This window comes from Pandoraea oxalativorans (assembly GCF_000972785.3).
In the GTDB taxonomy this organism is placed as follows: Bacteria; Pseudomonadota; Gammaproteobacteria; order Burkholderiales; family Burkholderiaceae; genus Pandoraea; species Pandoraea oxalativorans.
In genome coordinates, this window is the sequence record NZ_CP011253.3 from 1,445,996 (window position 1) to 1,465,773 (window position 19,778).

General features: G+C 62.7%; 20 protein-coding genes and 1 pseudogene. 7 read left to right on the forward strand and 14 right to left on the reverse strand.

Annotation, left to right across the window (positions count from 1 at the left end; all coding sequences use genetic code 11):
- Position 1 precedes the first annotated feature (1 nt).
- The 5 genes from MB84_RS06575 to MB84_RS06595 form a co-directional block, all read right to left on the reverse strand.
- Positions 2-1,291, reverse strand: coding sequence for an ABC transporter permease (locus tag MB84_RS06575; protein ID WP_046291187.1), 1,290 nt, complete (start codon positions 1,289-1,291; stop codon positions 2-4).
- Between the two features lie 80 nt (positions 1,292-1,371).
- The gene (locus tag MB84_RS06580) at positions 1,372-2,418 is read right to left on the reverse strand and encodes an ABC transporter substrate-binding protein (protein WP_046291188.1); all 1,047 of its coding nucleotides are present in this window, start codon (positions 2,416-2,418) and stop codon (positions 1,372-1,374) included.
- A 1-nt stretch (position 2,419) separates the two neighbouring features.
- Positions 2,420-3,601 carry an ABC transporter ATP-binding protein gene (locus MB84_RS06585; RefSeq protein ID WP_046291189.1) on the reverse strand — a complete coding sequence of 394 codons (1,182 nt, stop codon included), beginning with the start codon at positions 3,599-3,601 and terminating at the stop codon, positions 2,420-2,422.
- A gap of 32 nt (positions 3,602-3,633) precedes the next feature.
- Positions 3,634-4,782: an SRPBCC family protein gene (locus MB84_RS06590; protein WP_046291190.1), complete on the reverse strand. Its 1,149-nt coding sequence runs from the start codon at positions 4,780-4,782 to the stop codon at positions 3,634-3,636.
- Positions 4,783-5,019: 237 nt separating this feature from the next.
- A complete protein-coding gene (locus MB84_RS06595) occupies positions 5,020-5,949 on the reverse strand; it encodes a LysR family transcriptional regulator (protein WP_046293495.1) in 930 nt (309 codons plus the stop codon).
- A gap of 189 nt (positions 5,950-6,138) precedes the next feature.
- Between MB84_RS06595 and MB84_RS06600 the strand changes: the two genes are divergently transcribed.
- Genes MB84_RS06600 through argE form a run of 4 tightly spaced genes read left to right on the forward strand, consistent with a single transcriptional unit; the run spans position 6,139 to position 9,720 of the window.
- Entirely contained in the window at positions 6,139-7,404 is a 1,266-nt protein-coding gene (locus MB84_RS06600) for a flavin-containing monooxygenase (protein ID WP_046291191.1), read from the forward strand.
- An 18-nt stretch (positions 7,405-7,422) separates the two neighbouring features.
- The gene (locus tag MB84_RS06605) at positions 7,423-7,860 is read left to right on the forward strand and encodes a RidA family protein (protein ID WP_046291192.1); all 438 of its coding nucleotides are present in this window, start codon (positions 7,423-7,425) and stop codon (positions 7,858-7,860) included.
- 26 nt (positions 7,861-7,886) lie between these two features.
- Complete coding sequence (locus MB84_RS06610) at positions 7,887-8,564, forward strand: DUF1028 domain-containing protein (protein ID WP_046291193.1); 678 nt, start codon at positions 7,887-7,889, stop codon at positions 8,562-8,564.
- A complete protein-coding gene (gene argE / locus MB84_RS06615; protein ID WP_046291194.1) occupies positions 8,557-9,720 on the forward strand; it encodes an acetylornithine deacetylase in 1,164 nt (387 codons plus the stop codon). Before MB84_RS06610 ends, argE begins: the two co-directional genes overlap by 8 nt.
- A 6-nt stretch (positions 9,721-9,726) precedes the next feature.
- Here the strand turns inward: argE and MB84_RS06620 are convergent, their stop codons facing one another.
- From MB84_RS06620 to MB84_RS06630, 3 genes are all read right to left on the reverse strand, one after another.
- Complete coding sequence (locus tag MB84_RS06620) at positions 9,727-9,924, reverse strand: hypothetical protein (RefSeq protein WP_046291195.1); 198 nt, start codon at positions 9,922-9,924, stop codon at positions 9,727-9,729.
- A gap of 121 nt (positions 9,925-10,045) precedes the next feature.
- A complete protein-coding gene (locus MB84_RS06625; RefSeq protein WP_046291196.1) occupies positions 10,046-10,468 on the reverse strand; it encodes a DoxX family protein in 423 nt (140 codons plus the stop codon).
- A 67-nt stretch (positions 10,469-10,535) separates the two neighbouring features.
- Positions 10,536-11,234, reverse strand: a complete 699-nt coding sequence (locus MB84_RS06630; protein WP_046291197.1) for a pirin family protein — start codon at positions 11,232-11,234, stop codon at positions 10,536-10,538.
- A gap of 174 nt (positions 11,235-11,408) precedes the next feature.
- Between MB84_RS06630 and MB84_RS06635 the strand changes: the two genes are divergently transcribed.
- Positions 11,409-12,332, forward strand: a complete 924-nt coding sequence (locus MB84_RS06635; RefSeq protein WP_046291198.1) for a LysR substrate-binding domain-containing protein — start codon at positions 11,409-11,411, stop codon at positions 12,330-12,332.
- A gap of 468 nt (positions 12,333-12,800) precedes the next feature.
- Here the strand turns inward: MB84_RS06635 and MB84_RS06640 are convergent, their stop codons facing one another.
- From MB84_RS06640 to MB84_RS06665, 6 genes are all read right to left on the reverse strand, one after another.
- A complete protein-coding gene (locus MB84_RS06640; RefSeq protein WP_046291199.1) occupies positions 12,801-13,985 on the reverse strand; it encodes a flavin-containing monooxygenase in 1,185 nt (394 codons plus the stop codon).
- Entirely contained in the window at positions 13,982-14,536 is a 555-nt protein-coding gene (locus MB84_RS06645; protein WP_046293496.1) for an OsmC family protein, read from the reverse strand. Before MB84_RS06645 ends, MB84_RS06640 begins: the two co-directional genes overlap by 4 nt.
- A 68-nt stretch (positions 14,537-14,604) precedes the next feature.
- Positions 14,605-15,387, reverse strand: coding sequence for an ABC transporter ATP-binding protein (locus MB84_RS06650; protein WP_211279354.1), 783 nt, complete (start codon positions 15,385-15,387; stop codon positions 14,605-14,607).
- Positions 15,375-16,244, reverse strand: a complete 870-nt coding sequence (locus MB84_RS06655) for an ABC transporter permease (protein ID WP_084009636.1) — start codon at positions 16,242-16,244, stop codon at positions 15,375-15,377. The genes MB84_RS06650 and MB84_RS06655 overlap by 13 nt, the downstream gene beginning before the upstream one ends.
- Positions 16,241-17,314, reverse strand: coding sequence for an ABC transporter substrate-binding protein (locus MB84_RS06660; protein ID WP_046291201.1), 1,074 nt, complete (start codon positions 17,312-17,314; stop codon positions 16,241-16,243). The genes MB84_RS06655 and MB84_RS06660 overlap by 4 nt, the downstream gene beginning before the upstream one ends.
- A gap of 173 nt (positions 17,315-17,487) precedes the next feature.
- The gene (locus tag MB84_RS06665; protein WP_046291202.1) at positions 17,488-18,075 is read right to left on the reverse strand and encodes a TetR/AcrR family transcriptional regulator; all 588 of its coding nucleotides are present in this window, start codon (positions 18,073-18,075) and stop codon (positions 17,488-17,490) included.
- A 492-nt stretch (positions 18,076-18,567) separates the two neighbouring features.
- Here MB84_RS06665 and MB84_RS28865 point away from each other — a divergent pair.
- Positions 18,568-18,660 (forward strand): annotated as a pseudogene (locus MB84_RS28865) (DUF2975 domain-containing protein); the annotation flags it as partial.
- Positions 18,661-18,669: 9 nt separating this feature from the next.
- Positions 18,670-18,894: a helix-turn-helix domain-containing protein gene (locus MB84_RS06670; RefSeq protein WP_046291203.1), complete on the forward strand. Its 225-nt coding sequence runs from the start codon at positions 18,670-18,672 to the stop codon at positions 18,892-18,894.
- The last annotated feature ends 884 nt before the right edge of the window (positions 18,895-19,778 follow it).

Consider the following 19,778-nt stretch of genomic DNA (forward strand, 5'->3'; position numbering starts at 1 on the left):
TTCAGCCGAAGCGCAGCCGGTCGATGCCGACGATGCGGTTGAAGATGAAGTAAAAGACCGCGGTGAAGATCACCAGATACGCCGAGAGCGCACCTGCGAGGCCCCAGTTGAGCTGCGTATTGGTCTGCATGGCGATGAGCTGGCTGATCATCTCGTCACCTGCGCCGCCGAGCAACGACGGTGTGATGTAGTAGCCCAGTGCGAGCACGAAGACGAGGAAGCACCCGGCACCGACACCCGGCAACGTCTGCGGAATGTAGATGCGCACGAACGCCGTGAACGGATGCGCGCCCAGCGACTTCGCCGCGCGCATGTAGATGGGCGATACGCTCTTCATCACCGAATAGATCGCCAGAATCATGTAGGGCAGCAGCACGTGCGTCATGCCGATTAAAACACCGGTACGGTTGAAGATCAGCGCGACGGGGTGAGACGTCAGCCCTAGCATCGACAGCAGGCTGTTGATGACGCCGCCCGGTTGCAGCAGCACGTACCACGCGGTCGTGCGCACCAGCAGCGATGTCCAGAACGGCACGATCACGAATAGCATCAGGCGATGGCTCTGCTTCTCGGGCAGGTTGGCGAGCAACCACGCGACCGGATAGCCGAGGATGAGACAGAGGATTGTCACGGTCGCACTGATCGAGATCGTGCGCAGGAACGCCTCCCGGTACACCGAAGCGTTATCGGGCACCGACGCGACGGTGCCTTGCGGGATGACCTGCGCGTCCATCCCTGCCAGCAGGTAGTCGGGCGTTGGCGACGTTGCCGCCCGTTTGAGCAGACGCCACGTCTCGGGGGAATCCCAACGGGCGTCAAGTTCGATCAGCGCGGGCTTCCATGCGGCGGGCGTGTCGTCGCCGACCGCACGCGCCGTGCGCATAAGCAGGCTGCGAAATTCCGGCTGCGCGAAGTTCATGCGCCGAGCCACGGTGCCGAGCTGCCCGCTCTCACGCGCTTGCTTCAGGTCGGCGGCGAGCAACGCGAACGTTGTCTCGCCCGGCACGCCGTTACCGTCCCACGCGACCAGCGCGCGGGCAAGGTGCGGCATGCCGTCGGCCATCTCGTGGTTTTGCACGCTGCGTGCGAGCAGCATGGCAATCGGCGCGATAAACGTCGAGAGCAGGAACACGATCAACGGCAAGGTCAGCAGCAGTGCCCGCATCGACGCATGCCGTTGCACCCGTCGGTACGTCTGACGGGCGGCAGCGGTGGCGAGCCCTTCGGCACTCGGGTGCGTGCCGTGATTGCCGGGATTGCCGGGAGAGCGGGCGTGAGGCGATGCGGGCATGGGCGTCTTCTCTTGCAATCGACCGGTTCAGGTGGTGCAAATGTTTCGGGAGGCTCGGGGGCGCGAATGACATTCACCCGTTATTGCGTGAGCCACACCTGAAAGCGCTTGTTGATCGCGTCGGCGTTATCGGCCCAGAAGTTCGCGTTGATCTGCACGGCGCGCTTGAAGTTCTCCGGCGCGGTCGGCATATCGGCCAGACGCTGCTTGTCGACGTACTGAATGGCGTCCTTGCGCGGTGGCGCGTATGCGATGTACTTCGACAGATCGGCAGACGCCTTCGGCTGCGCTTGCGAGACAATGAATTTCGCGGCGGCGTCGGCATGTTTCGCCCCTGCGGGCACACCCCACCATTCGAAGTCGTAGACCTGTGCGTCCCACACGGCCTTGAACGGCTTCTTGTCTTTCTTGGCTGCGTCGTCGATACGGCCGTTGTAGGCCTGCACCATCGCCACCGCGCCGTCGGCGAGCAACTGCGGGGCCTGCGCACCTGACTCCCACCACACGATGTTTTTCTTGATGGTGTCGAGTTTCTTGAACGCACGGTCGACGCCAGCGGGGGTAGCGAGCACCTTGTACACGTCTTTCGGATCGACGCCGTCGGCGATCAGCGCCCATTCCATCGTGACTTTCGGCGACTTGCGCAGACCGCGCTTGCCCGGGAATTTCTGCAAGTCGAAGAAGTCGTTGACGCTCGTCGGCGCGGCTTTGAGCTTGCTTGCGTCGTAAGCGTAGATCGTCGACCACACCATGCTCGCGACCGCGCATTCGCTAATCGAGCCGGAGATGAAGTCGCTGGTCTTGCCGAGCGTCTTCTTGTCGAATTTCTTGAGCAGACCCTCGTCGCAAGCGGTGATGGCGTCGTTGGTCTCCATGTCGATCAGATCCCATGTCGTGTTCTTTGCCTGCTCCATTGCGGAGAGTTTGGCGAGACCGCCGTCATACGACTCGGTCGCGAACGTCACGCCCGAGGCCTGCGTGAACGGCTCGAACCACGCCTTCTTTGCGGCCGCTTCGAAGGCCCCGCCGAAGGTCACGACATTGAGAGTTTCCGCCGCGTGCGAGGCCGACGTGGCGAAGGCCAGAACGGCGAGGGAGGCACAGTGCAGTTTGAGAGAAGTGCGCATGTCAGTTGGCTCCAGCAGGTGCAGTCAGGATCAGGGAAGGGGCGGGTGCGTCGGGAGAAGCGGGGGCCGGTGTCGCTTGCGGGGCGCTTGCGGCGAGAATCTTGCAGTCGTCATGACGCCACGCGACATCGATGGTGTCGCCCGGGCCGGGAAGTGCGTGACGCTGCGTGTTGGGGACTTTCACGACGATGGCGTCGCGCGAGCCGAGCGCGAGATGCACGCGATGGTGATCGCCGCAGTAGACGAGTTCGTCGACGCGGGCGCGAACGACATTGTGGGCGTCTTCGGCAGGCACACCGGCCGGTCCGGGAATGTGCGCGCGCTCCGGACGCAGCGCGAGTATGGCGGCGTCGCCCGTTTGCAGGCCGATCTCACAGCGTTCGCGAATGAGGCTGCCGTCGGCCAGTGCCAGCGTGGCCCAGCCGTCGTCGGCGCGCACCACACGTCCGGTCAATCCGTTGTTCTCCCCGACGAAGTTCGCCACGAACGCGTTCTGCGCGTTTTCGTAGAGTTCGTTCGGCGACGCGGCTTGCTGAATGCGTCCATCCGAAAACACCGCGACGCGGTCCGACATCGTCAGCGCTTCGGCCTGATCGTGCGTCACGTACACGATCGTCAGCGACAGTTCGCGATGCAGCCGCATGATCTCGTACTGCATCGTCTCGCGCAGCCGCTTGTCGAGCGCACCCAGCGGTTCGTCCATCAGCACCACACTCGGCTCGAACACGAGCGCGCGGGCGAGCGCCACGCGTTGCTGCTGACCGCCGGAGAGTTGTGCGGGACGTCGACTGGCCAGATGCGAGAGTTCGATCATCTCCAGCGCGCGCTTCACGCGGGCGTTCTGCTCGGCGCGACCGACACGTCGCACGGACAGCGGGAAGGCGACGTTCTGCGCAATCGTGAGATGGGGGAACAGTGCGTAGTTCTGGAACACCATGCCGATATCGCGCCGGTGCGGCGGCTTGTCGTCCAGCCTTTGGCCGTCCAGACGAATCTCGCCGTGCGTGGGCGACTCGAAACCCGCGAGCATCATGAGCGTGGTCGTCTTGCCCGAGCCGGACGGGCCGAGCAGCGACAGGAACTCTCCGCGGCGCACATCGAGGTTCAGGTCGTCGACGACCGCGTGCACGCCGTCATACGACTTGCTCACGCCCGAGAACGAAATGAAGGAGTGGTTCGACATCGTGATTGCGTCCTGTCGTCAGAGGTCGGGACTTAGGGCTGCGCCAGCCTGGCAGCCAGATAGCGGGCGAAGTCGTAGTTCGGGCGTTCCAGCCGGCTGAGATGCCCCGGCTTCGCCAGCGGCGCGTGTACACCACGGAACACCGCTTCCACGCCGCGCCGGTCTTCGGCGTTGACGTCGTCGAGCAGGGTCTTGAGCGACGCCATGTAGGCGCTTGCCTGCGGGTCGGCGACGAACTCGGGCGCCAGGCCACCGCCGAAGCGAATGTGCACGCGACCGACGCCTTGCGGCTGAAGCACGAGATACCAGAAGTAGCCTGGGGTGAGCGTGACGAGATGCGTCGGATAGATCGCGAGCAGTGCCGTCGTCTTGCGCCAATGTCCTTCGAGGCGCGTGTTATCCGGATGCGCATTGCCGATCGGCAGACTCGCTTCCTTGGTGATCCAGTGGTAATTGAACGCCGCGCGCCCCGGCGGGCATTCCATCTCTTCGAGCTTCGAATGTGGGCCTACCGTGGCGCGGTGCAGCATCGGCAGGTGATAACTCTCCATGAAGTTCTCGGCCAGGATTTTCCAGTTGGTGTCCCAGACATGCTCTTCATAGAAAGTTTCGATGTAGTCGGTCATGCCGTAAGGCGCGATCAGTTCGGTCAGCTCGGCGAGTTGCCGGTCGACGGGCAGGGCGTCGGTGTCGAGCGTGACGTAGATCCAGCCTTGCCATTGCTCGCATCGGATCGCGGGCAGGCGGTAGCTTTCCTTGCAGAAGCCCGCTTGCTCGTCCATCATCGGCGCGCCTTTCAACTGGCCGTCGAGCCCGTAGTTCCATGCGTGATACGGGCAGACGATGCGACGGATATTGCCGCGTCCTTCGAGCAGGACCGACATGCGATGCAGGCACACGTTGGACATCGCCTTCAGTTGGCCTTGCTCGTCGCGCACGACCACGACCGGCTGATCGCCGATTTGTGCGGTGAGATAGTCGCCGGGCTCGGCGAGAATGCTGGCGCGTCCCACGCACTGCCATTCCTTCGCGAAGAGGTCGCGTTGCTCGCAAGCGAGAAATTCGGGTGACGTATACACGTCCGGCGGCATCGCCCGTGCATCGTCGAATGAGCGTTCGCCACCGGTACGCAGTGCGTCGATGAGCGTTTGCCCTGCGATCGTCCCTGTCTGGTCAGCCATGAAGCCCTCCGTTCATTCGCCGGGTCGCATCGGGCATGGCTGCCAACGCTTGCGTCCCGCACTCAACATGAACATCAATCTATCAAGCCAAATTGCCAGCCAAAATATTGTTTTCGGATACAGGGCAAAGGTTTTCCCTATGCAGCGTTGAAATGCAGGGCGGACCGATGCGCGACGCCTATGACTCACCCCGCCCGTTCGCTCGCTCGCCCCTTCGCCCCTTCACCCGCCGTATCGCTATTGCGCGGTGAGTTGCAACCGTCGGATGTAGTGCTCGCAGAACGCCGCGAAGCGCTCTACCACCCGACGTGGTTTCATCGTGCGCGACTGCGCCACGCCCAGCGTGAGAGCGTTCACGTTGTCCTTGAAGCGTTTGATGACGAACTCCTCGCCGTCGACGGTGCGCGTCGATTTGAGCGGGAAATTGAGCAGGCTGTACCCCAGCCCGTTCGCCACCATCCCGCGCACGACTTCCGGCTGCGACGAGCGGAACGCCGGCACGGGACGCGTGCCGACGGCATCGAAGAGCGCGGCGAAATACTCGCGGCTGTGCGGCAGATCGAGCATCACGTAAGGCTCCGTCTGCAAGTCGGCGAGCGACACCTTGCGCGCGCGTGCGAGGCGATGGGTGCGGGGCAGGATCGCGTACGGCGGCAGCGAGAGCAGTGGTGTGAACGCAATGTCGTCGCTCAGATCGAGGCTGTAAGTGAGCACGATATCGAGCGAGCCGTCGTGCAGGCCGCGCAGCAGACCGTCCTGATGCGCTTCAACGGTACGAAACGCTATGCCCGAATGCTTCTGCGTGAATTGGCTGATGAGACCGGGCATCAAAGGCGGGGCGAGAGACGCGAGACACCCCAGCGCAATCGAGCCGGTCATGCCGCCATCCATCTCCTTGGCGGCCATTTGCAGCTCTTCCGCAGTCTTGAGCAGGTTGCGCGCCTGCCCGAGCAGCTCGCGTCCGGCCTGCGTGAGCGACAGGCCACTGGCGTGATGCCGGATGAACAACTGCACCCCGAACGACACTTCGAGATCGGCGAGCGCCGTGGAAATGGACGGCTGCGAGATATGCAGGCGTTTCGCGGCGGCGGTGAACGACAGCACCTCCGCCGTCACGACGAAATAGCGCAGTTGGCGTAACGAATAACGCAGCGGCTGGTTGTCCATCGGCATTGCTCCATCGGTCGGCACCGTTCGTCGGCATTGTGAAACCGAAAAAAAAGTCTGCATAGTCAAAACCGATGCTCTGCATTTTTTAAATGTATTTTTCGGATGCTGTGCGCACGCGTAGATTGCCCCGCATGGCCCGGCTCACGGGTCGTTCGCCAACTCTCTGCCTTCGGAAGGACGCAAGCCATGACAGTGCAAACCCCGTCAATCGATACGCTCGTCGTCGGTGCCGGTCAGGCCGGTGTGGCGATGAGCGAGCACCTGAGCAAGCAAGGGGTGCCACATCTCGTGCTGGAGCGCTCGCGCATTGCCGAGCGCTGGCGCACCGGACGCTGGGATTCGCTCGTCGCTAACGGTCCCGCATGGCATGACCGCTTCCCCGGCCTGACGTTCGCAAGCGTCGATCCGGATGGCTTCGCGTCGAAAGAGCAGGTCGCGGATTATTTCGTGGATTACGCGCGCAAGATCGAAGCGCCGATCCGCACGGGCGTCGAGGTGCTGAGCGTGGTCCGCAACGTTGGCAGACCCGGCTTCACTGTGCAGACGTCGGACGGCACCTATGATGCGCTGCGCGTGGTGGTGGCGACCGGGCCGTTCCAGCGCCCGGTAATTCCGGCCATCGCCCCGACGGACACGCCGCTCACACAGGTGCACTCAGCCGATTACCGCAATCCCGAACAACTGCCGCCGGGCAATGTGCTGGTCGTCGGTGCGGGGTCGTCGGGGGTGCAGATTGCCGACGAGTTGCAGCGCGCAGGACGTCAGGTTTATTTGTCGGTCGGTCCGCACGACCGTCCGCCGCGCGGGTATCGCGGGCGCGATTTCTGCTGGTGGCTGGGCGTGCTTGGTGAGTGGGATGCCGAGGTCATGCGTCCCGGCAAGGAGCATGTGACGATTGCCGTGAGCGGCGCGCGTGGCGGACATACGGTCGACTTCCGGCGTCTCGCGCATCAGGGCGTGATTCTCACCGGCCTGACGCAATCGTTCGAAGGCGGCGTCGCCCGCTTCCAGCCGGATCTCGTGGAGAACATCGCGCGCGGCGACGAGAACTACCTGTCGCTGCTCGACGCGGCCGACGCTTACGCCGCGCGCAACGGCCTCGAACTTCCCGAAGAGCCCGAAGCCCGCATCATTCCCGCCGATCCCGCGTGTCTCACCGAACCGCTATCCGAACTGGATCTGACGAAGGCGAATGTGACGACGATCCTCTGGGCCACGGGGTATGCGCTCGACTTCCGCTGGCTGCAAGTCGATGCCTTCGATGCGAACGGCAAACCCAAACATCAGCGCGGTGTCTCGAAGGAGCCCGGCGTGTACTTCCTCGGTTTGCCGTGGCTCTCACGTCGCGGCTCGTCCTTCATCTGGGGCGTATGGCACGACGCCCGACACGTGGCCGAACACATCGCCACGCAGCGCAAATATCTCGCTTACTACGACACGCCGACGAACTGAGGCATTCAGGAGCCTGCCATGACACAACCGACGCACATCCGTATCCGTATGTTCAACACCAAGGATACGTATCCGAATCAGTCGCTCGATAACGATCTCTGTCAGGCCGTGAGGGCCGGGAACACCGTGTACGTGCGCGGCCAGATCGGCACCGACTTCGACGGCAATCTCATTGGCCTGGGCGATCCGCGCGCGCAGGCCGAGCAGGCGATGAAGAACGTCAAGCAATTGCTCGAAGAGGCAGGCAGCGACCTGTCGCACGTGGTGAAGACGACGACCTATCTGACGGACGTTCGTTATCGCGAGCCGGTCTATCGTGAAGTCGGCAAATGGCTCAAGGGCGTATTTCCCATCTCCACAGGATTGACCGTGGTGGCGCTCGGCCAGCCCGAGTGGTTGATGGAAATCGACGTAATCGCCGTGATCCCCGAAGGTTGGGTGTCGCGCAACGCCTGACACCCATCCGCGAACAAGGAGCGCTTATGACTTTTTCCATCGTCGGTCGCTGCGAGCACACCGGGCAACTGGGCATCGCCCTCAGTTCGTCGAGCATCGCCGTCGGGGCACGTTGCCCGTGGGTGCGCGCGAAGGTGGGTGTCGTGGCCACGCAAAACGTCACGTTACCGGCACTCGGCCCGGACATTCTCGAACGTCTCGCGCAGAGCAATGCAGACCCGCATTCGGCATTGAACGACGCGCTTGCACAGAGCGAATGGCACGAATACCGGCAAGTGACGGTGATCGACGCGCAAGGGCGCACCGCGTTCTTCAGCGGTCAGCAAACGCTTGGCATCTATCGCGCGGTGGCGGGGCGGCAATGCGTCGCCGCCGGGAACATGCTGAGCCGCCCCGACGTGATTGCGTCGATGGTGCCCGCTTTCGAGAATGCGACGGGGGCGCTCGCAGACCGGCTGCTCGCGGCGATGCATGCGGCGATGGCCGCAGGTGGCGAAGCGGGACCGGTGCATTCGGCGGCGCTCAAGATTGCAGGCGATCCGAGCTGGCCGATCGTCGATCTGCGAGTCGATTGGGCGGACGACGACCCCATCGGTCAGCTTGACGGTCTCTGGCGCGCCTATGCGCCGCAAATGCAGGACTACGTGACGCGTGCCTTGAATCCAATCGCCGCGCCGAGCTACGGGGTGCCGGGCGATGAATGAGGTCTCAAGCCGGGCGCTGCTCGATAAGCTGATCGGATTTGCGACCGTCAGCCGGGACTCCAATCTCGCGCTGATCGAGTTCATTCGCGATTACCTTGCCCAGCACGGGGTGCAAAGCGAGTTGTTCTACAACGAGGAACGTACCAAGGCGAATCTCTTCGCGACGATCGGCCCGCAGGATCGCGGGGGCATCGTGCTCTCGGGGCACACGGACGTCGTTCCCGTCGATGGTCAGGCGTGGACGGTCGAGCCGTTTCAGCTGACGGAAATCGACGCTCGCCTGTACGGCCGTGGTACTGCTGACATGAAAGGATTCATCGCGTCGGTCCTCGCGGCGGTGCCGGACTTCGTCGGCCGGGCGTTGCAGATCCCCGTGCATCTGGCGTTTTCGTACGACGAGGAGATCGGCTGTCTGGGCGTGCGTCCGATGCTCGCCGAGCTGGCGAAGCGGGCGCACAAGCCGGTCCTTTGCCTGATCGGCGAGCCGACCGAACTCAAGCCGGTGCTTGGCCATAAGGGCAAGCTGGCGATGCGATGCTGCGTGAAGGGCGCGCCGTGTCATTCCGCGTATGCACCGTATGGCGTCAACGCCATCCAGTACGCGGCGCGGCTGATCCATCGTCTGGAAGTGATCGGCGATCAACTGGCCGATCCGGAATATCACGATGCCCGCTTCGATCCGCCGTACTCGACCGTGCAGACGGGCGTCATCAAAGGCGGACGTGCATTGAATATCGTGCCCGCAGAATGCGAGTTCGACTTCGAGGTACGGGCGTTGCCGGGCTTCGACGCCACGCAGGTGGCCGACGAACTTCAGCGTTACGCCGACGCGGATCTGTTGCCGAAGATGCGCGCGGTCAAAGCGGACACCGAGATTCGTCTCGTGCCGCTATCCGCCTATCCTGGGCTCGCGACACCGCCTGAGAGCGACGCCGCCCGCTTGTTGGCGTGGCTCAGCGGATCCGACGCGTTCGGCACTGTCGCCTTCGGCACCGAAGGCGGGCTGTTCGACGAGGTGGGCATCCCGACCGTCGTGTGCGGGCCGGGCAGTATGGATCAGGGGCACAAGCCCGACGAGTTCGTCAGCGTTGCGCAACTGAACGACTGCGACGCGATGCTGCGGCGTCTGGCCGATCATCTGCAAAACGCGCGCTGATGCCTGCTAATGGCCGCTGAGACCGACCGAATGGCTCAGCGCTTCGAACCCGCTCGCGTCAGGCGGGGTAACGAACACCATCTCGAACTGCTTGAGCAGGGCGGGGCCGAAGGCGTCCTCGCCAACTTCCTGTGCGATCAACTGCATCAGCGCCTGTGAGCGGGGCGGTGGGGGTAGCGCGTGCGCGAGCACGCAGAAATACATCGCCGGATGCTACTGGCTACGGCATCATGATCCTGGCCATGACGGCCACGCCGCTTGCCATGGCGACCAAGGCGACATCGGCTCGGGATTTGTTCGAATTTTTCACCCGAGCCAATGTTGATCATGATGTGCTCGACATCGATGCGCGCAGACTCGCGGCTTTGCGCAGCGAGTCCAGACTAAACGCACCCGCACCGAAGTATGCAATTTGAAGCAGCCCGCCAGCCATCATTGCGTTCTTGAGAAAGTGAATCATCTGATTCTGGTCGGCCAAGTTGCGGTGAAAGAATACGGCAGTCGCTAGCGAGAAGAGGGCGAGGATCAGTGCCATCGGGCGAACGCGATAACCGGACAACAGCAGCAAACCGCCACCGACTTCCACGATCACCGAGACGAGGTAAGCGAGCGACGGTGCGGGCAGGCCGACTGCCGTGATGTAACCGACCGTCGCCGTGTAAGCGCCGAGCTTGCTCAAACCGCTCATCAGAAAGGGAGCACCCAGCAGAATGCGGCCGAGCAACGGAAGAAATTTGTAGCGTTCCATAACAATCTCCAAACAGATAAATCGAAAGCGAAAAATGAAAGCAGTGGAATAGGAGGCAATACGAGTCTTAGCCAGCCTCCACCATGACCAATTCGGCGTCTTCAAAGGCAAAGATTTCGATGCTTTGGACGTTAGTGATCGCCACGCCGTCCAGCGACCCCATTAGTTCACCGTTGATGCCGATGCTTCCGGCCGCGACTACGAGATAGGCGTCGCCCGAGGGGTCAAGCTTGTGGTGGATCGTGTCGCCAGCGTGCAACTTCACGCCCAGCAGACGTGCATCCGCCCGGATCGGCAGCGCGCCGTCGTCATCTGCGTAACCGCTGGCCAATACTGTGAAATGCCCAGCCTCCGGATGCGCGGGAAACGGTTTGGTCGCCCAGCGAGGTTGTCCATCGGCTTCGCGTGGTTGCAGCCAGATCTGATAGACCTTCAGTGGCACGTCGCCCCTGTTGAACTCCGAATGACGGATGCCGGTGCCCGCACTCATTACCTGCACGTCGCCCGAATGAATCGTGCCCTCCGAGCCAAGCGTGTCTCGGTGCCCGAGCACACCCTGACGCACGTATGTGACGATCTCAACATTGCGATGTCCGTGGAAAGGAAAACCACCGTCGACTGCAATCTCGTCATCGTTCCAGACCATCAGCGGGCCGAGCGCCCGATGCATGGGATTGCCCGATGGCGTGACACGAAAGTGATACTTCGCACGAAGCCAGCCGTGATCGGCAGCGTCTAGCGAGTCCCAGCGTCTGTGCGTCAGCATGTCCAGCTCCTTAATTCGGTTGCCCTGAAGCCCCTGTCGGCACGCCGATTTCAGCGAACACATCAGTGAGTAGGCGTCATGCTAATTTGGCAACAATCACCTGCATATGTCCAAGAATGCAAAGTATCATTGCTATATATGGAAAGATTCGGCGCGTACCGCGCTCCCGGACTTATGGATGCAATCTCAGATCTGAACGACCTTCGACTTTTTGCCGAAGTCGTCGAGCGCGGCAGTTTTACGGCGGCTGCGCGCAGCCTTGGCCTTCAGACGTCCAAGCTGAGTCGACGCGTACGTGCGCTGGAAGAAGAGCTGGGTGTGCGTCTGCTTAACCGGACCAGTCGACGTTTGTCGTTGACGGAAACCGGTCGGCAGTTTCATCAGCATTGCCTCGCGCTGGTCGCAGAATCCCGCGCAGCGAAGGAGCTAATCGATCGAACTCGCAGCGAACCGCAAGGAACGGTGCGCATCAGCTGTCCGCTGGGTTTGCTGAGTCTTGGAATCGCGGATATCGTCTCGCGATACGTTCAGGAAAATTCGCAGGTTCAGGTGTTGGTCGATGCAACTAACCGGCGTGTCGATGTGATCGAGGAAGGATTGGACTTTGCGATCCGCGTGCGCTTGCCGCCGCTGGAGAACACCGATCTCGCGGTGCGTCAGTTGGGACGATCAACGCTGATTCTCGTCGCCAGCCCTGCACTGGCGTTAAAGCACGAGGCGCCCGCATCACTCGCCTCACTAATCGACTGGCCAACGGTCTCGATGGCGGACAAAAGCGAGCGTCATGTGTGGCATTTGACGGACGCCAACGGACAAACGGCGTCGATCACGCATACCCCCCGACTCGCGATGGACGACTTGGCCAGTCTGCGTGTCGCAGTCTTGTCGGGCGTCGGCGTTGCGTTGCTGCCCAAAGAGTTCGTGACTGCCGATATTCGTGCGGGACGTCTGATTCGTTTGCTTCCCGACTTGTCTACGACTCCCGCGCTCGTCCACGCCATCTTTCCGACGCGGCGCGGCATGGTGCCTGCGGTGCGTCTCCTGCTCGACGCACTGGTCATTGGTCTAGGAAGTGTGGACGGGATCGACGTCATCTAGTGTAAATGTGGCCGGCGGGCCAATGTCTGCATGAGAAGCCGCCGGTTGGACATCAGTGGCAATGGGGGCAGCCTCCATTTGCAGCTCAGCCTGATCATGGTATTAGAAGCGGTTACGGCCACGCTGCGGCGTGCGATCGCAGAAAATCGAGTGACCGGTTCGGGTAGTCAACCGGCTTCCCGAGCAAAGCGATCATCCCTACTACGTAGGGTTGGAGTCCAGGGCATTCGGATCTTTGACCTCCGGCTACCAGTTTGATCGGCTTCACGACTACTACACGCCATTCACACTCACCGAAACCACGCGCGGGAGTGCCTTCGCACCACCGTTTGATCACGACAACGAGAGCAGCACCTTGGCTGGCTGCTAATTCTGTCATGTGCACGAGCCCATTCATTGGGCCGTTTCGGCTTAGCGCCATGTATATTCGGCGCCGCCGTTCCTGTTGTCGTCATTGACGAACCGCGACTATCGTTGCGTGGCCATACTCGGTTGGCCGAGCGGTGCGAGATATCTCGCGACCGCCTTGGCCAATCGTGGGGCCTCACGTCCGATCTCCCGCAATTGACCGCTCAACGGGTTGACGAACCCGATGAAGAACAGGCCGGGGATTGCGCACACGCCATGGGCATCGATATGCGGCTTGCCATCACCGTCGAACAATCCGGGAAGCGTGAGGAGTTGCTCCAGTCCGGTCCTGTACCCCGTGCCGGCGACGATCGTCTGTACTGGCAGTGTCATGGCTCCGGCATCTTCGGCCAGGCTCGCGCGAACGGTCACGTGCATTTCCGAAATGCCTTCGATCGGCCCCACCACACGAATATTTCCCGCTTTCAGTTCGTCGACGAACGGCATGTACAGCGTCGGCGTCACCGTGCCGAGTTGCGACACCCCATGGGTCGGTCGCGGCAGACCATAGGGGAGAAGGTCGCCCACCCAGCGATGCGATAGCCACGTGAGGAAGCGGTCGCGTCTTGAGGGCGCGAGCCGTCGCAGAACGGCGCCCAAGGCTGCGAACGGCAAACCGCGCAGGCTCTTGGGGAGAAGGTGTGGCGTACGGCGTACCGACAACACGACCGACGCCGCGTGAGGTACCAACCGGCTGGCGATTTCGCACGACGAATTGCCACTCCCCACGACCAGCACGTGTTGCCCGGCGTAGTCGCGGGCACTTCGGAACTGCGCGGCGTGCAGAATTCGGCCGGCAAAGCGCTCGCGCCCTTCCCAGTCGGGCAGAAATGGTACGCGTGCGCATCCCGTCGCCATCACGACCGACAACGCCAGGATCACGCTCCCGTCGTTCAGCGTGATTCGCCAGACCCCGTGCTCCGCCGACGGCTCGATAGCACTCGCTTCGACACCGTTGCGAACCGTGAATCCTCCGCGCTCAGGCATGGAGGCGAGCTGTTCGGCCAGTGCGTGGGCGGTGGGCCAGCGTCCGGCAGACCGCGGAAAGGTGACCCCGGGCAAGCCGGAGAACCAGCGCCCGGTGTTCAGGCGCAACCCCTCGTAGTGATTGCGCCACACGTCGCCGACCGATTCGGTGCGCTCCAGCACCAGCGGCGAGACGCCCGCCCTCACCAGCTCGTAGGCCGCGGAAAGACCCGCCGGGCCGCCGCCCACGACGACGACAGGGTACACAGTATGTCTCATGGGTTCTGGCGTTGGTCGACGTGTTGAATCTGCACATCGAGCGGCACCGGGCGCGAGATGGTGTCCGGGATCGGCGCTGTCGGCAGCAGTCGCGCCAGAAGCGCATCGAGCTGGGCTTGCGGGGCGTCGGCGTCCAGTGCTACCTTAACGTGAATGCTCTCGAAGCCCGGAGCGCCCGGCAACACACCGAAGGCGGCGCGGAAGTTGACACGACCGGATACGTCGAGTCGCAGGCTGCGCACCTCGATGCCGGCCGCCGTCAGCCCGCCGATGTAGGTCGCGGCCAGGCAGTTGCCCACGGCGGATAACAGCAGTTCCTGCGGTGTCGCGCCGAGGTCTGCGCCGCCGTAGGTGCTGGGTTCGTCCCCCTGCAATACGGCGCCGGATCTGACCTGTGTGCGGGTCTGATAGCCGCTGACCCAATGCACGGACGTCTCGTAACGTGGGCACGCGACGTCGCCGTCTCCATCGGCACGGATACGTTCCTGTACCGCGCGACCGCCGCCGCGAGGCAGTCCGTTGATGGTGAGTTGAATGGAGGTATCGCTCATCTTGAGGGCTCGCATGAAGAATGGGGCGAACGTGCATGACGTTGCGCCCAGAGAAGGGAAAGACAGCCTCAATCGGCTTGCAGATGCTCCGCCAGACGTGTTTCCGCCGTCAGGAAGTCGTCCAGCCGTTGTTGCAGCCGAAGGAAATCGTCGTCGCTCGCCTGACGTGGCCGCGGCAGACGGATCTCCAGTAACTGCGCGACATGGCCGTGAGGGCTGCTCGCCATCAGCACAATGCGATCGGCCAGCAGAAGGGCTTCCTGGAGATCGTGCGTCACCATCAGGACGGTGGCCCCGCTGGCCTGCCATGTGCGTTGCAGTTGCCGTTGCATCAGCCGCCGGGTCTGGGCGTCGAGCGCGCCGAACGGCTCGTCGAGCAGCAGCAGGCGCGGCTTCATCGCGAGTGCGCGAGCCAGCGCGATACGCTGGCGCATCCCGCCGGACAGCACCGCCGGGCGCCTGTCGGCGAACTCGGTGAGCCCGACCTCTTCCAGGAGCTGCCGCGCGCGCGTTCCTGCAGCGCTATGCGCAAGTCCCTGATTGCGCAGCGCAAACGCAACGTTCTCGGCGGCGCTCATCCACGGGAACAGATTGTTGTGCTGGAAAATGAGGGCGCTGTGCGGCGCTTCGGTCGTCAGCGGCTGGCCGTCGTAAAACACCGATCCGTGCGTGGGCGTTTGCAGACCGGCAGCGAGGTTCAGCAGCGTGGTCTTGCCACAACCGCTGCGTCCGAGCAGCACGGTGAAGCGGCCAGCGGGGATTTGCAGGCTACCGATGTCGACGCGTGTGCCGGCGTCGCAGCGCATGCCGGCATCCCTGAATTCCAGTGCCGCCCCGCTCATGATTGCCATGCCACGAGACGTTGCCCCAGTAGTAGCACGCGGTCCACCGTGAAGCCGACAGCGCCGATGGTAATAACACCCACCATGACCAACGGCATGTTGTACATCTGCTGCGCCATGATGATGAGATAACCAAGACCGGAATTGATGCCGGCCATCTCACCGGCGAGCACTGCCATCCATGCACCGAAGAAGGCCATGCGCAGGCTGGTCAGCGCGCTCGGCGCAATCGCAGGCAGTCGCACGCGCAGCCACAGCTGCCACGGCGACGTGCGCAAATTGCGCGCAATTTTCAGGTACTGCGGATCCATGCCGTCGAGCGCGGCCACGAGCGATAACGTCATGCTCGTCGTAACCGCGAGGAACACCACGAAGACCGCAGCGGGGCCACCGATACCGATCACCGCAATCGTGAACGGCACCCACGCCACGGGCGCGATCGGGGCGAGCGATTGCACCAGCGGCAACACCAGACGTCGCAGCCAGCGTTGCTCGACGATCAGCACGGCAAGCAGCAGCGCGGCGGCGACGCCCAGCGTCAGACCGGTGGTGACGCGCGAGAGCGTGAGCAGGGTGGACGCGAGCAGGCCCGCGCGTTGCTGGCCGAAGCCGACGCTCGCCTCGCCCGAGAAGGCATACGGCAATGTGACGCTGGGCGGCGGCAGAATGCGACCGTCGAGCCACCCCAACGCGACCGAAAGTTCCCAGACACCACCCAGCACCGTCCACGCCAGTGCAAACCAGAGCAGCGGCTGAAGATGACGTAACCGCAAAAGCCAGCGGCGCGCATCGACGATTCGATGCTGTGCTTGCGTGACGTCGGACACGTGCGGTGCGTCGGACGCGAGGGGAGGAGCACTGCTCATGCGAGGGCGGCCGGTTGATGGCGCAGGTCGAGCAACTGACCAATGGGGTTGCCGGTGAAGTAGCCCAGTTGTTTCAGGTACTCAGCGCCGCGCGTGAGCCCTGCCACGCCTGCCGCGGAGATCACCGGATTGGGCACCTGACGTGCCAGCGCAACCTCAAGCACCTCGCGCGATACCCCGTAGACCGGCTGCAATTGATCCACCGCAGCGGCGTAGTGCTGCGTGAGGTTCGTAGCCGAGGCTTGCAGCACTTTCAGATAGCGGCGCAACGCATCGCCTTGCTGATCGCTGGTGCGCTGTTTCGTCGTGATGACGCAGTCTGCCGCTTCCGGCCCCCAGACGGCGTTCGAGTCGGACAGATAGCGTGCGCCGTTGCTGCGCACCACATTCTCGGCGTAGGGCTGTGCGAGCGTGACGACGTCGAGCTTGCCGTTCGCAATCGCTTCGCCCATGCCGACCATGCTCGGGAAGAAGGTCATGTCGTAGTCCTTGTAGGACTTGCCGTGACTGGCCATCGTGCCGTAGCCGACCAGTTCCAGCGTGTCGAGACGCAGCGTGCCCACGCGCAATCCCTTGCCGGCAGCGGCGATGAATTCGTCGACCGTGGTCACGGAGCCTTTGCGTGCGACCAGTTCGATACCGCCCTTACCCGAGCCGCCGATGATGCGCAGATCCTTCGTGCCCTTGGCATAGGCGGCCGCCGTCATCGTCCAGGGGGCGTGCATGAGTTCGATGCGATCGGCCACCAGCGCCTGCAATGACTCGCTCGGCCCGTTGAACTGCGTCAACTCCACCCGCAGGCCGGCAGTGGCGAAGTCGCCCCGCAGCTTGCCCAGCAGCAAATGCGATACGCATCCGGCCGGCAGATGACCGACGCGAATCAGCGGGCCGCCAGTGGCGGCTTCGACGCGGCTCGCGGCCGCCAACAAGGCGCTGCCGGTCGCGCTCAGCGCGAGGGCGCTGCATCCGCAGCCGCAGAGAAATTCGCGACGCGAGAGCTTGCCCGGGCTCGAGGTGGCTGGCGTGTCGGAATGCGCGGCCGACATCAGCCGCTTGAAAATGTCGCGCATGAAAAAGCTTCTCCGGGTGAGGTAGACCGATCGTTCTCAACGAGGTGTCATCATCCGGGAAACCCAACGGGGCGCAAAACAATTATTTGGCCTTAGCTTATGAGAAACACTGTGCTAGCCGCCGGACGCGCCGACGTCCGGGGTCTCGCATCGAGCACGTTTTCGTGCAGGCATCACGCGCGTGCGGCGTGTTCGAGCAGGCAATGCGCGATAGTCCTGGCGGTATCGGCGCTGTCGGATTTGCGCGTGACCATGGCGATGGCGATGGCGCCGTCGACAAGCAGACAGAATTGCCGGGCGAACGCTTGCGGATCGACCAGTCCGGCCGCGCCGGCGAGAACGACGATACGTCGTTGCACCTCGCTGAAATGGGCCAGCGCCAGGTCTCTCACCCAGCTCGACTCTTTTTCGTGCTCGGCAACGGCATTGGTGAAGAGACAACCGAAGAAGCGGTCGCTGGAAAACCATTCCTGCAACACGTCGAACAAAATGAGCAACTGCTGCTCGGGATCGGACGCCCGGCGGGGGAGATCGTCGAGCCATTGAAACCACATCTGCGCTTCGTGCTCGAAGGCCGCCTTGAGCAGGTTGTCTTTCGAGCCGTAGTTTTCATAGAGCGTGCGACGCGCTACGCCGGCCTCGGTGAGAATGCGTGCGACGCCCGTGGCGTGAATCCCTTCGCGGCAAAAGAGCCGGCGAGCGGTCTCCAGCAGCCGCTGTCCAGGGGACATTTCGCCGGTCGGGTCAGAAGATGACGACATGGGATGTTCGATGGATCGAGCGCGGGCAGGGCGAACGGGGATGACACTTTCGCGCTGCCCGCGCAATCAGGATGACGAGTCGCGTAATGCTACACCGTCGCAGCCGAATCGACCGTGGTGCGCAAGCGCAGATGCTTGTGAAGCTTCACGCATCCGGCGGGCCCGCGCAACCATCGGGCCACGTGTCGCCTTCTTATCCCTTGGCGATGATCCGACTGTCTTTCATACGGAACGCCATGCTGCCACGTTCACGGATCGTGAAAACAAGGTCGGTTTGGTCGACGATGGTCGGCAGCCATGACTGCCGGACACGATCGAATTCCTCGCGATCTTGCGACGACTCTGCGACGACGCACACGACCCGATGTAACGCAGCGGCACATTCTTCGACAGTCGCGGCACTCCTGTCCCATCGGACGGTTGGGGATTGGGTCTTGGAATGCCTGAAAAACATTCATTTATTATCGTTTTACGATAATTTATCGTGTTACCATTCGAGCGTTCCTTGCCGCTTGTATCGCGGTGATCGCGCACATTTTGCGGCAAGCCAGTGAACTGGACTCCGAAAATCGGCAGTTCGTTTGAGACGCCGCTATGTCCATCACAATCAAGCTGGATGTGCTGCTCGCGATGCGCAAGGTCAAGTCGAAGGATCTTGCTGCGGCGATCGGTATTACCGAACAGAACCTCTCGCTGTTGAAACAAGGCAAGGTCAAGGGGTTTCGTCTCGCAACACTGGAGGCGATTTGCGAGTACCTTGATTGCCAACCAGGCGATCTCCTTGAGTACCACCGCGAAACAGAAGCCAGGTCGGAGTAATCCTGCGATTCCAATCCAGTTCGGGCGTGGGTTCACGGACGGCTCCATTTTTACCGGGCGAGTACGGCACATCGGCCGTGCATCGATGCTCGCGTTGGCGTTGGCGTTGGCGTTCGCGATCACGGCGGCGCTGCATGTGTTGGGGGTACTGGCACTAATGGATTTTTCGCGGCCGAAAGTGGACTTCCCCCGGCCTGAGCGCCGCACGCTTACCGTGACTCTTATACCGGCTGAAACGCGAAGACCGGTCACTGTGCCGCCAAGCGATGCTGCCCCTGCTTCGCGAGCTACCCGATCATCAAGTTCGCGTAACGCGACGGTACCTGGTCCCGTTCAAAAGCGCTTGGGTAGTGAGCCGATTTCGGGGCCAGTTCGTAATCCAAGTGGGCCAGTAGCGCCTGCTGCCAACGCCCCGGAAGCGACCAAATCGTCAAACGAAGCCATCGACTGGCGCAGGGATATCAGAGGCGTCGAAGCTCACCGGCCAGCAGGCCATGGCAAAGCGCCCCAGCCATTCGCCGGGGAGGCGGGCAACCGCCGAGAGAGCGCTACGGCGGTGCTCGATCGGGAGATGTCGAAGGCTGCTCGTGGCGACTGTCGGAATCGGTATTCCCAGATGGGACTTCTCGCGATCCCCATGCTCGCGGTGGACGCGCTGAGTCAGTCCGGGTGCCAGTGGTGATGATCATGCCGAATCTTCGCGAACTCGCGCACGCTAGCACCGCCCGAGTGACTCGCTCGCGGTGCGGCGTCATTGGCCCATTGCCCGATTCCACGCTGTGTGAAAAGCGCCGTGCCTGCCCGGCTAGCGGGCGGGCTTATGCCGCAACGCCATAACCTTGTGTGATTCGCTTCGTTGACCTCCGGAGGGCGCCGCCGCTATG

What these genes read in the sequence shown, in the direction of transcription:
- MB84_RS06575 (WP_046291187.1), bottom strand. Translation starts at nt 1,291, where the DNA reads ATGCCCGCATCGCCTCACGCCCGCTCTCCCGGCAATCCCGGCAATCAC.
- MB84_RS06580 (WP_046291188.1), bottom strand. Translation starts at nt 2,418, where the DNA reads ATGCGCACTTCTCTCAAACTGCACTGTGCCTCCCTCGCCGTTCTGGCC.
- MB84_RS06585 (WP_046291189.1), bottom strand. Translation starts at nt 3,601, where the DNA reads ATGTCGAACCACTCCTTCATTTCGTTCTCGGGCGTGAGCAAGTCGTAT.
- MB84_RS06590 (WP_046291190.1), bottom strand. Translation starts at nt 4,782, where the DNA reads ATGGCTGACCAGACAGGGACGATCGCAGGGCAAACGCTCATCGACGCA.
- MB84_RS06595 (WP_046293495.1), bottom strand. Translation starts at nt 5,949, where the DNA reads ATGGACAACCAGCCGCTGCGTTATTCGTTACGCCAACTGCGCTATTTC.
- MB84_RS06600 (WP_046291191.1), top strand. Translation starts at nt 6,139, where the DNA reads ATGACAGTGCAAACCCCGTCAATCGATACGCTCGTCGTCGGTGCCGGT.
- MB84_RS06605 (WP_046291192.1), top strand. Translation starts at nt 7,423, where the DNA reads ATGACACAACCGACGCACATCCGTATCCGTATGTTCAACACCAAGGAT.
- MB84_RS06610 (WP_046291193.1), top strand. Translation starts at nt 7,887, where the DNA reads ATGACTTTTTCCATCGTCGGTCGCTGCGAGCACACCGGGCAACTGGGC.
- argE (WP_046291194.1), top strand. Translation starts at nt 8,557, where the DNA reads ATGAATGAGGTCTCAAGCCGGGCGCTGCTCGATAAGCTGATCGGATTT.
- MB84_RS06620 (WP_046291195.1), bottom strand. Translation starts at nt 9,924, where the DNA reads ATGTATTTCTGCGTGCTCGCGCACGCGCTACCCCCACCGCCCCGCTCA.
- MB84_RS06625 (WP_046291196.1), bottom strand. Translation starts at nt 10,468, where the DNA reads ATGGAACGCTACAAATTTCTTCCGTTGCTCGGCCGCATTCTGCTGGGT.
- MB84_RS06630 (WP_046291197.1), bottom strand. Translation starts at nt 11,234, where the DNA reads ATGCTGACGCACAGACGCTGGGACTCGCTAGACGCTGCCGATCACGGC.
- MB84_RS06635 (WP_046291198.1), top strand. Translation starts at nt 11,409, where the DNA reads ATGGATGCAATCTCAGATCTGAACGACCTTCGACTTTTTGCCGAAGTC.
- MB84_RS06640 (WP_046291199.1), bottom strand. Translation starts at nt 13,985, where the DNA reads ATGAGACATACTGTGTACCCTGTCGTCGTCGTGGGCGGCGGCCCGGCG.
- MB84_RS06645 (WP_046293496.1), bottom strand. Translation starts at nt 14,536, where the DNA reads ATGAGCGATACCTCCATTCAACTCACCATCAACGGACTGCCTCGCGGC.
- MB84_RS06650 (WP_211279354.1), bottom strand. Translation starts at nt 15,387, where the DNA reads ATGGCAATCATGAGCGGGGCGGCACTGGAATTCAGGGATGCCGGCATG.
- MB84_RS06655 (WP_084009636.1), bottom strand. Translation starts at nt 16,244, where the DNA reads ATGAGCAGTGCTCCTCCCCTCGCGTCCGACGCACCGCACGTGTCCGAC.
- MB84_RS06660 (WP_046291201.1), bottom strand. Translation starts at nt 17,314, where the DNA reads ATGCGCGACATTTTCAAGCGGCTGATGTCGGCCGCGCATTCCGACACG.
- MB84_RS06665 (WP_046291202.1), bottom strand. Translation starts at nt 18,075, where the DNA reads ATGTCGTCATCTTCTGACCCGACCGGCGAAATGTCCCCTGGACAGCGG.
- MB84_RS06670 (WP_046291203.1), top strand. Translation starts at nt 18,670, where the DNA reads ATGTCCATCACAATCAAGCTGGATGTGCTGCTCGCGATGCGCAAGGTC.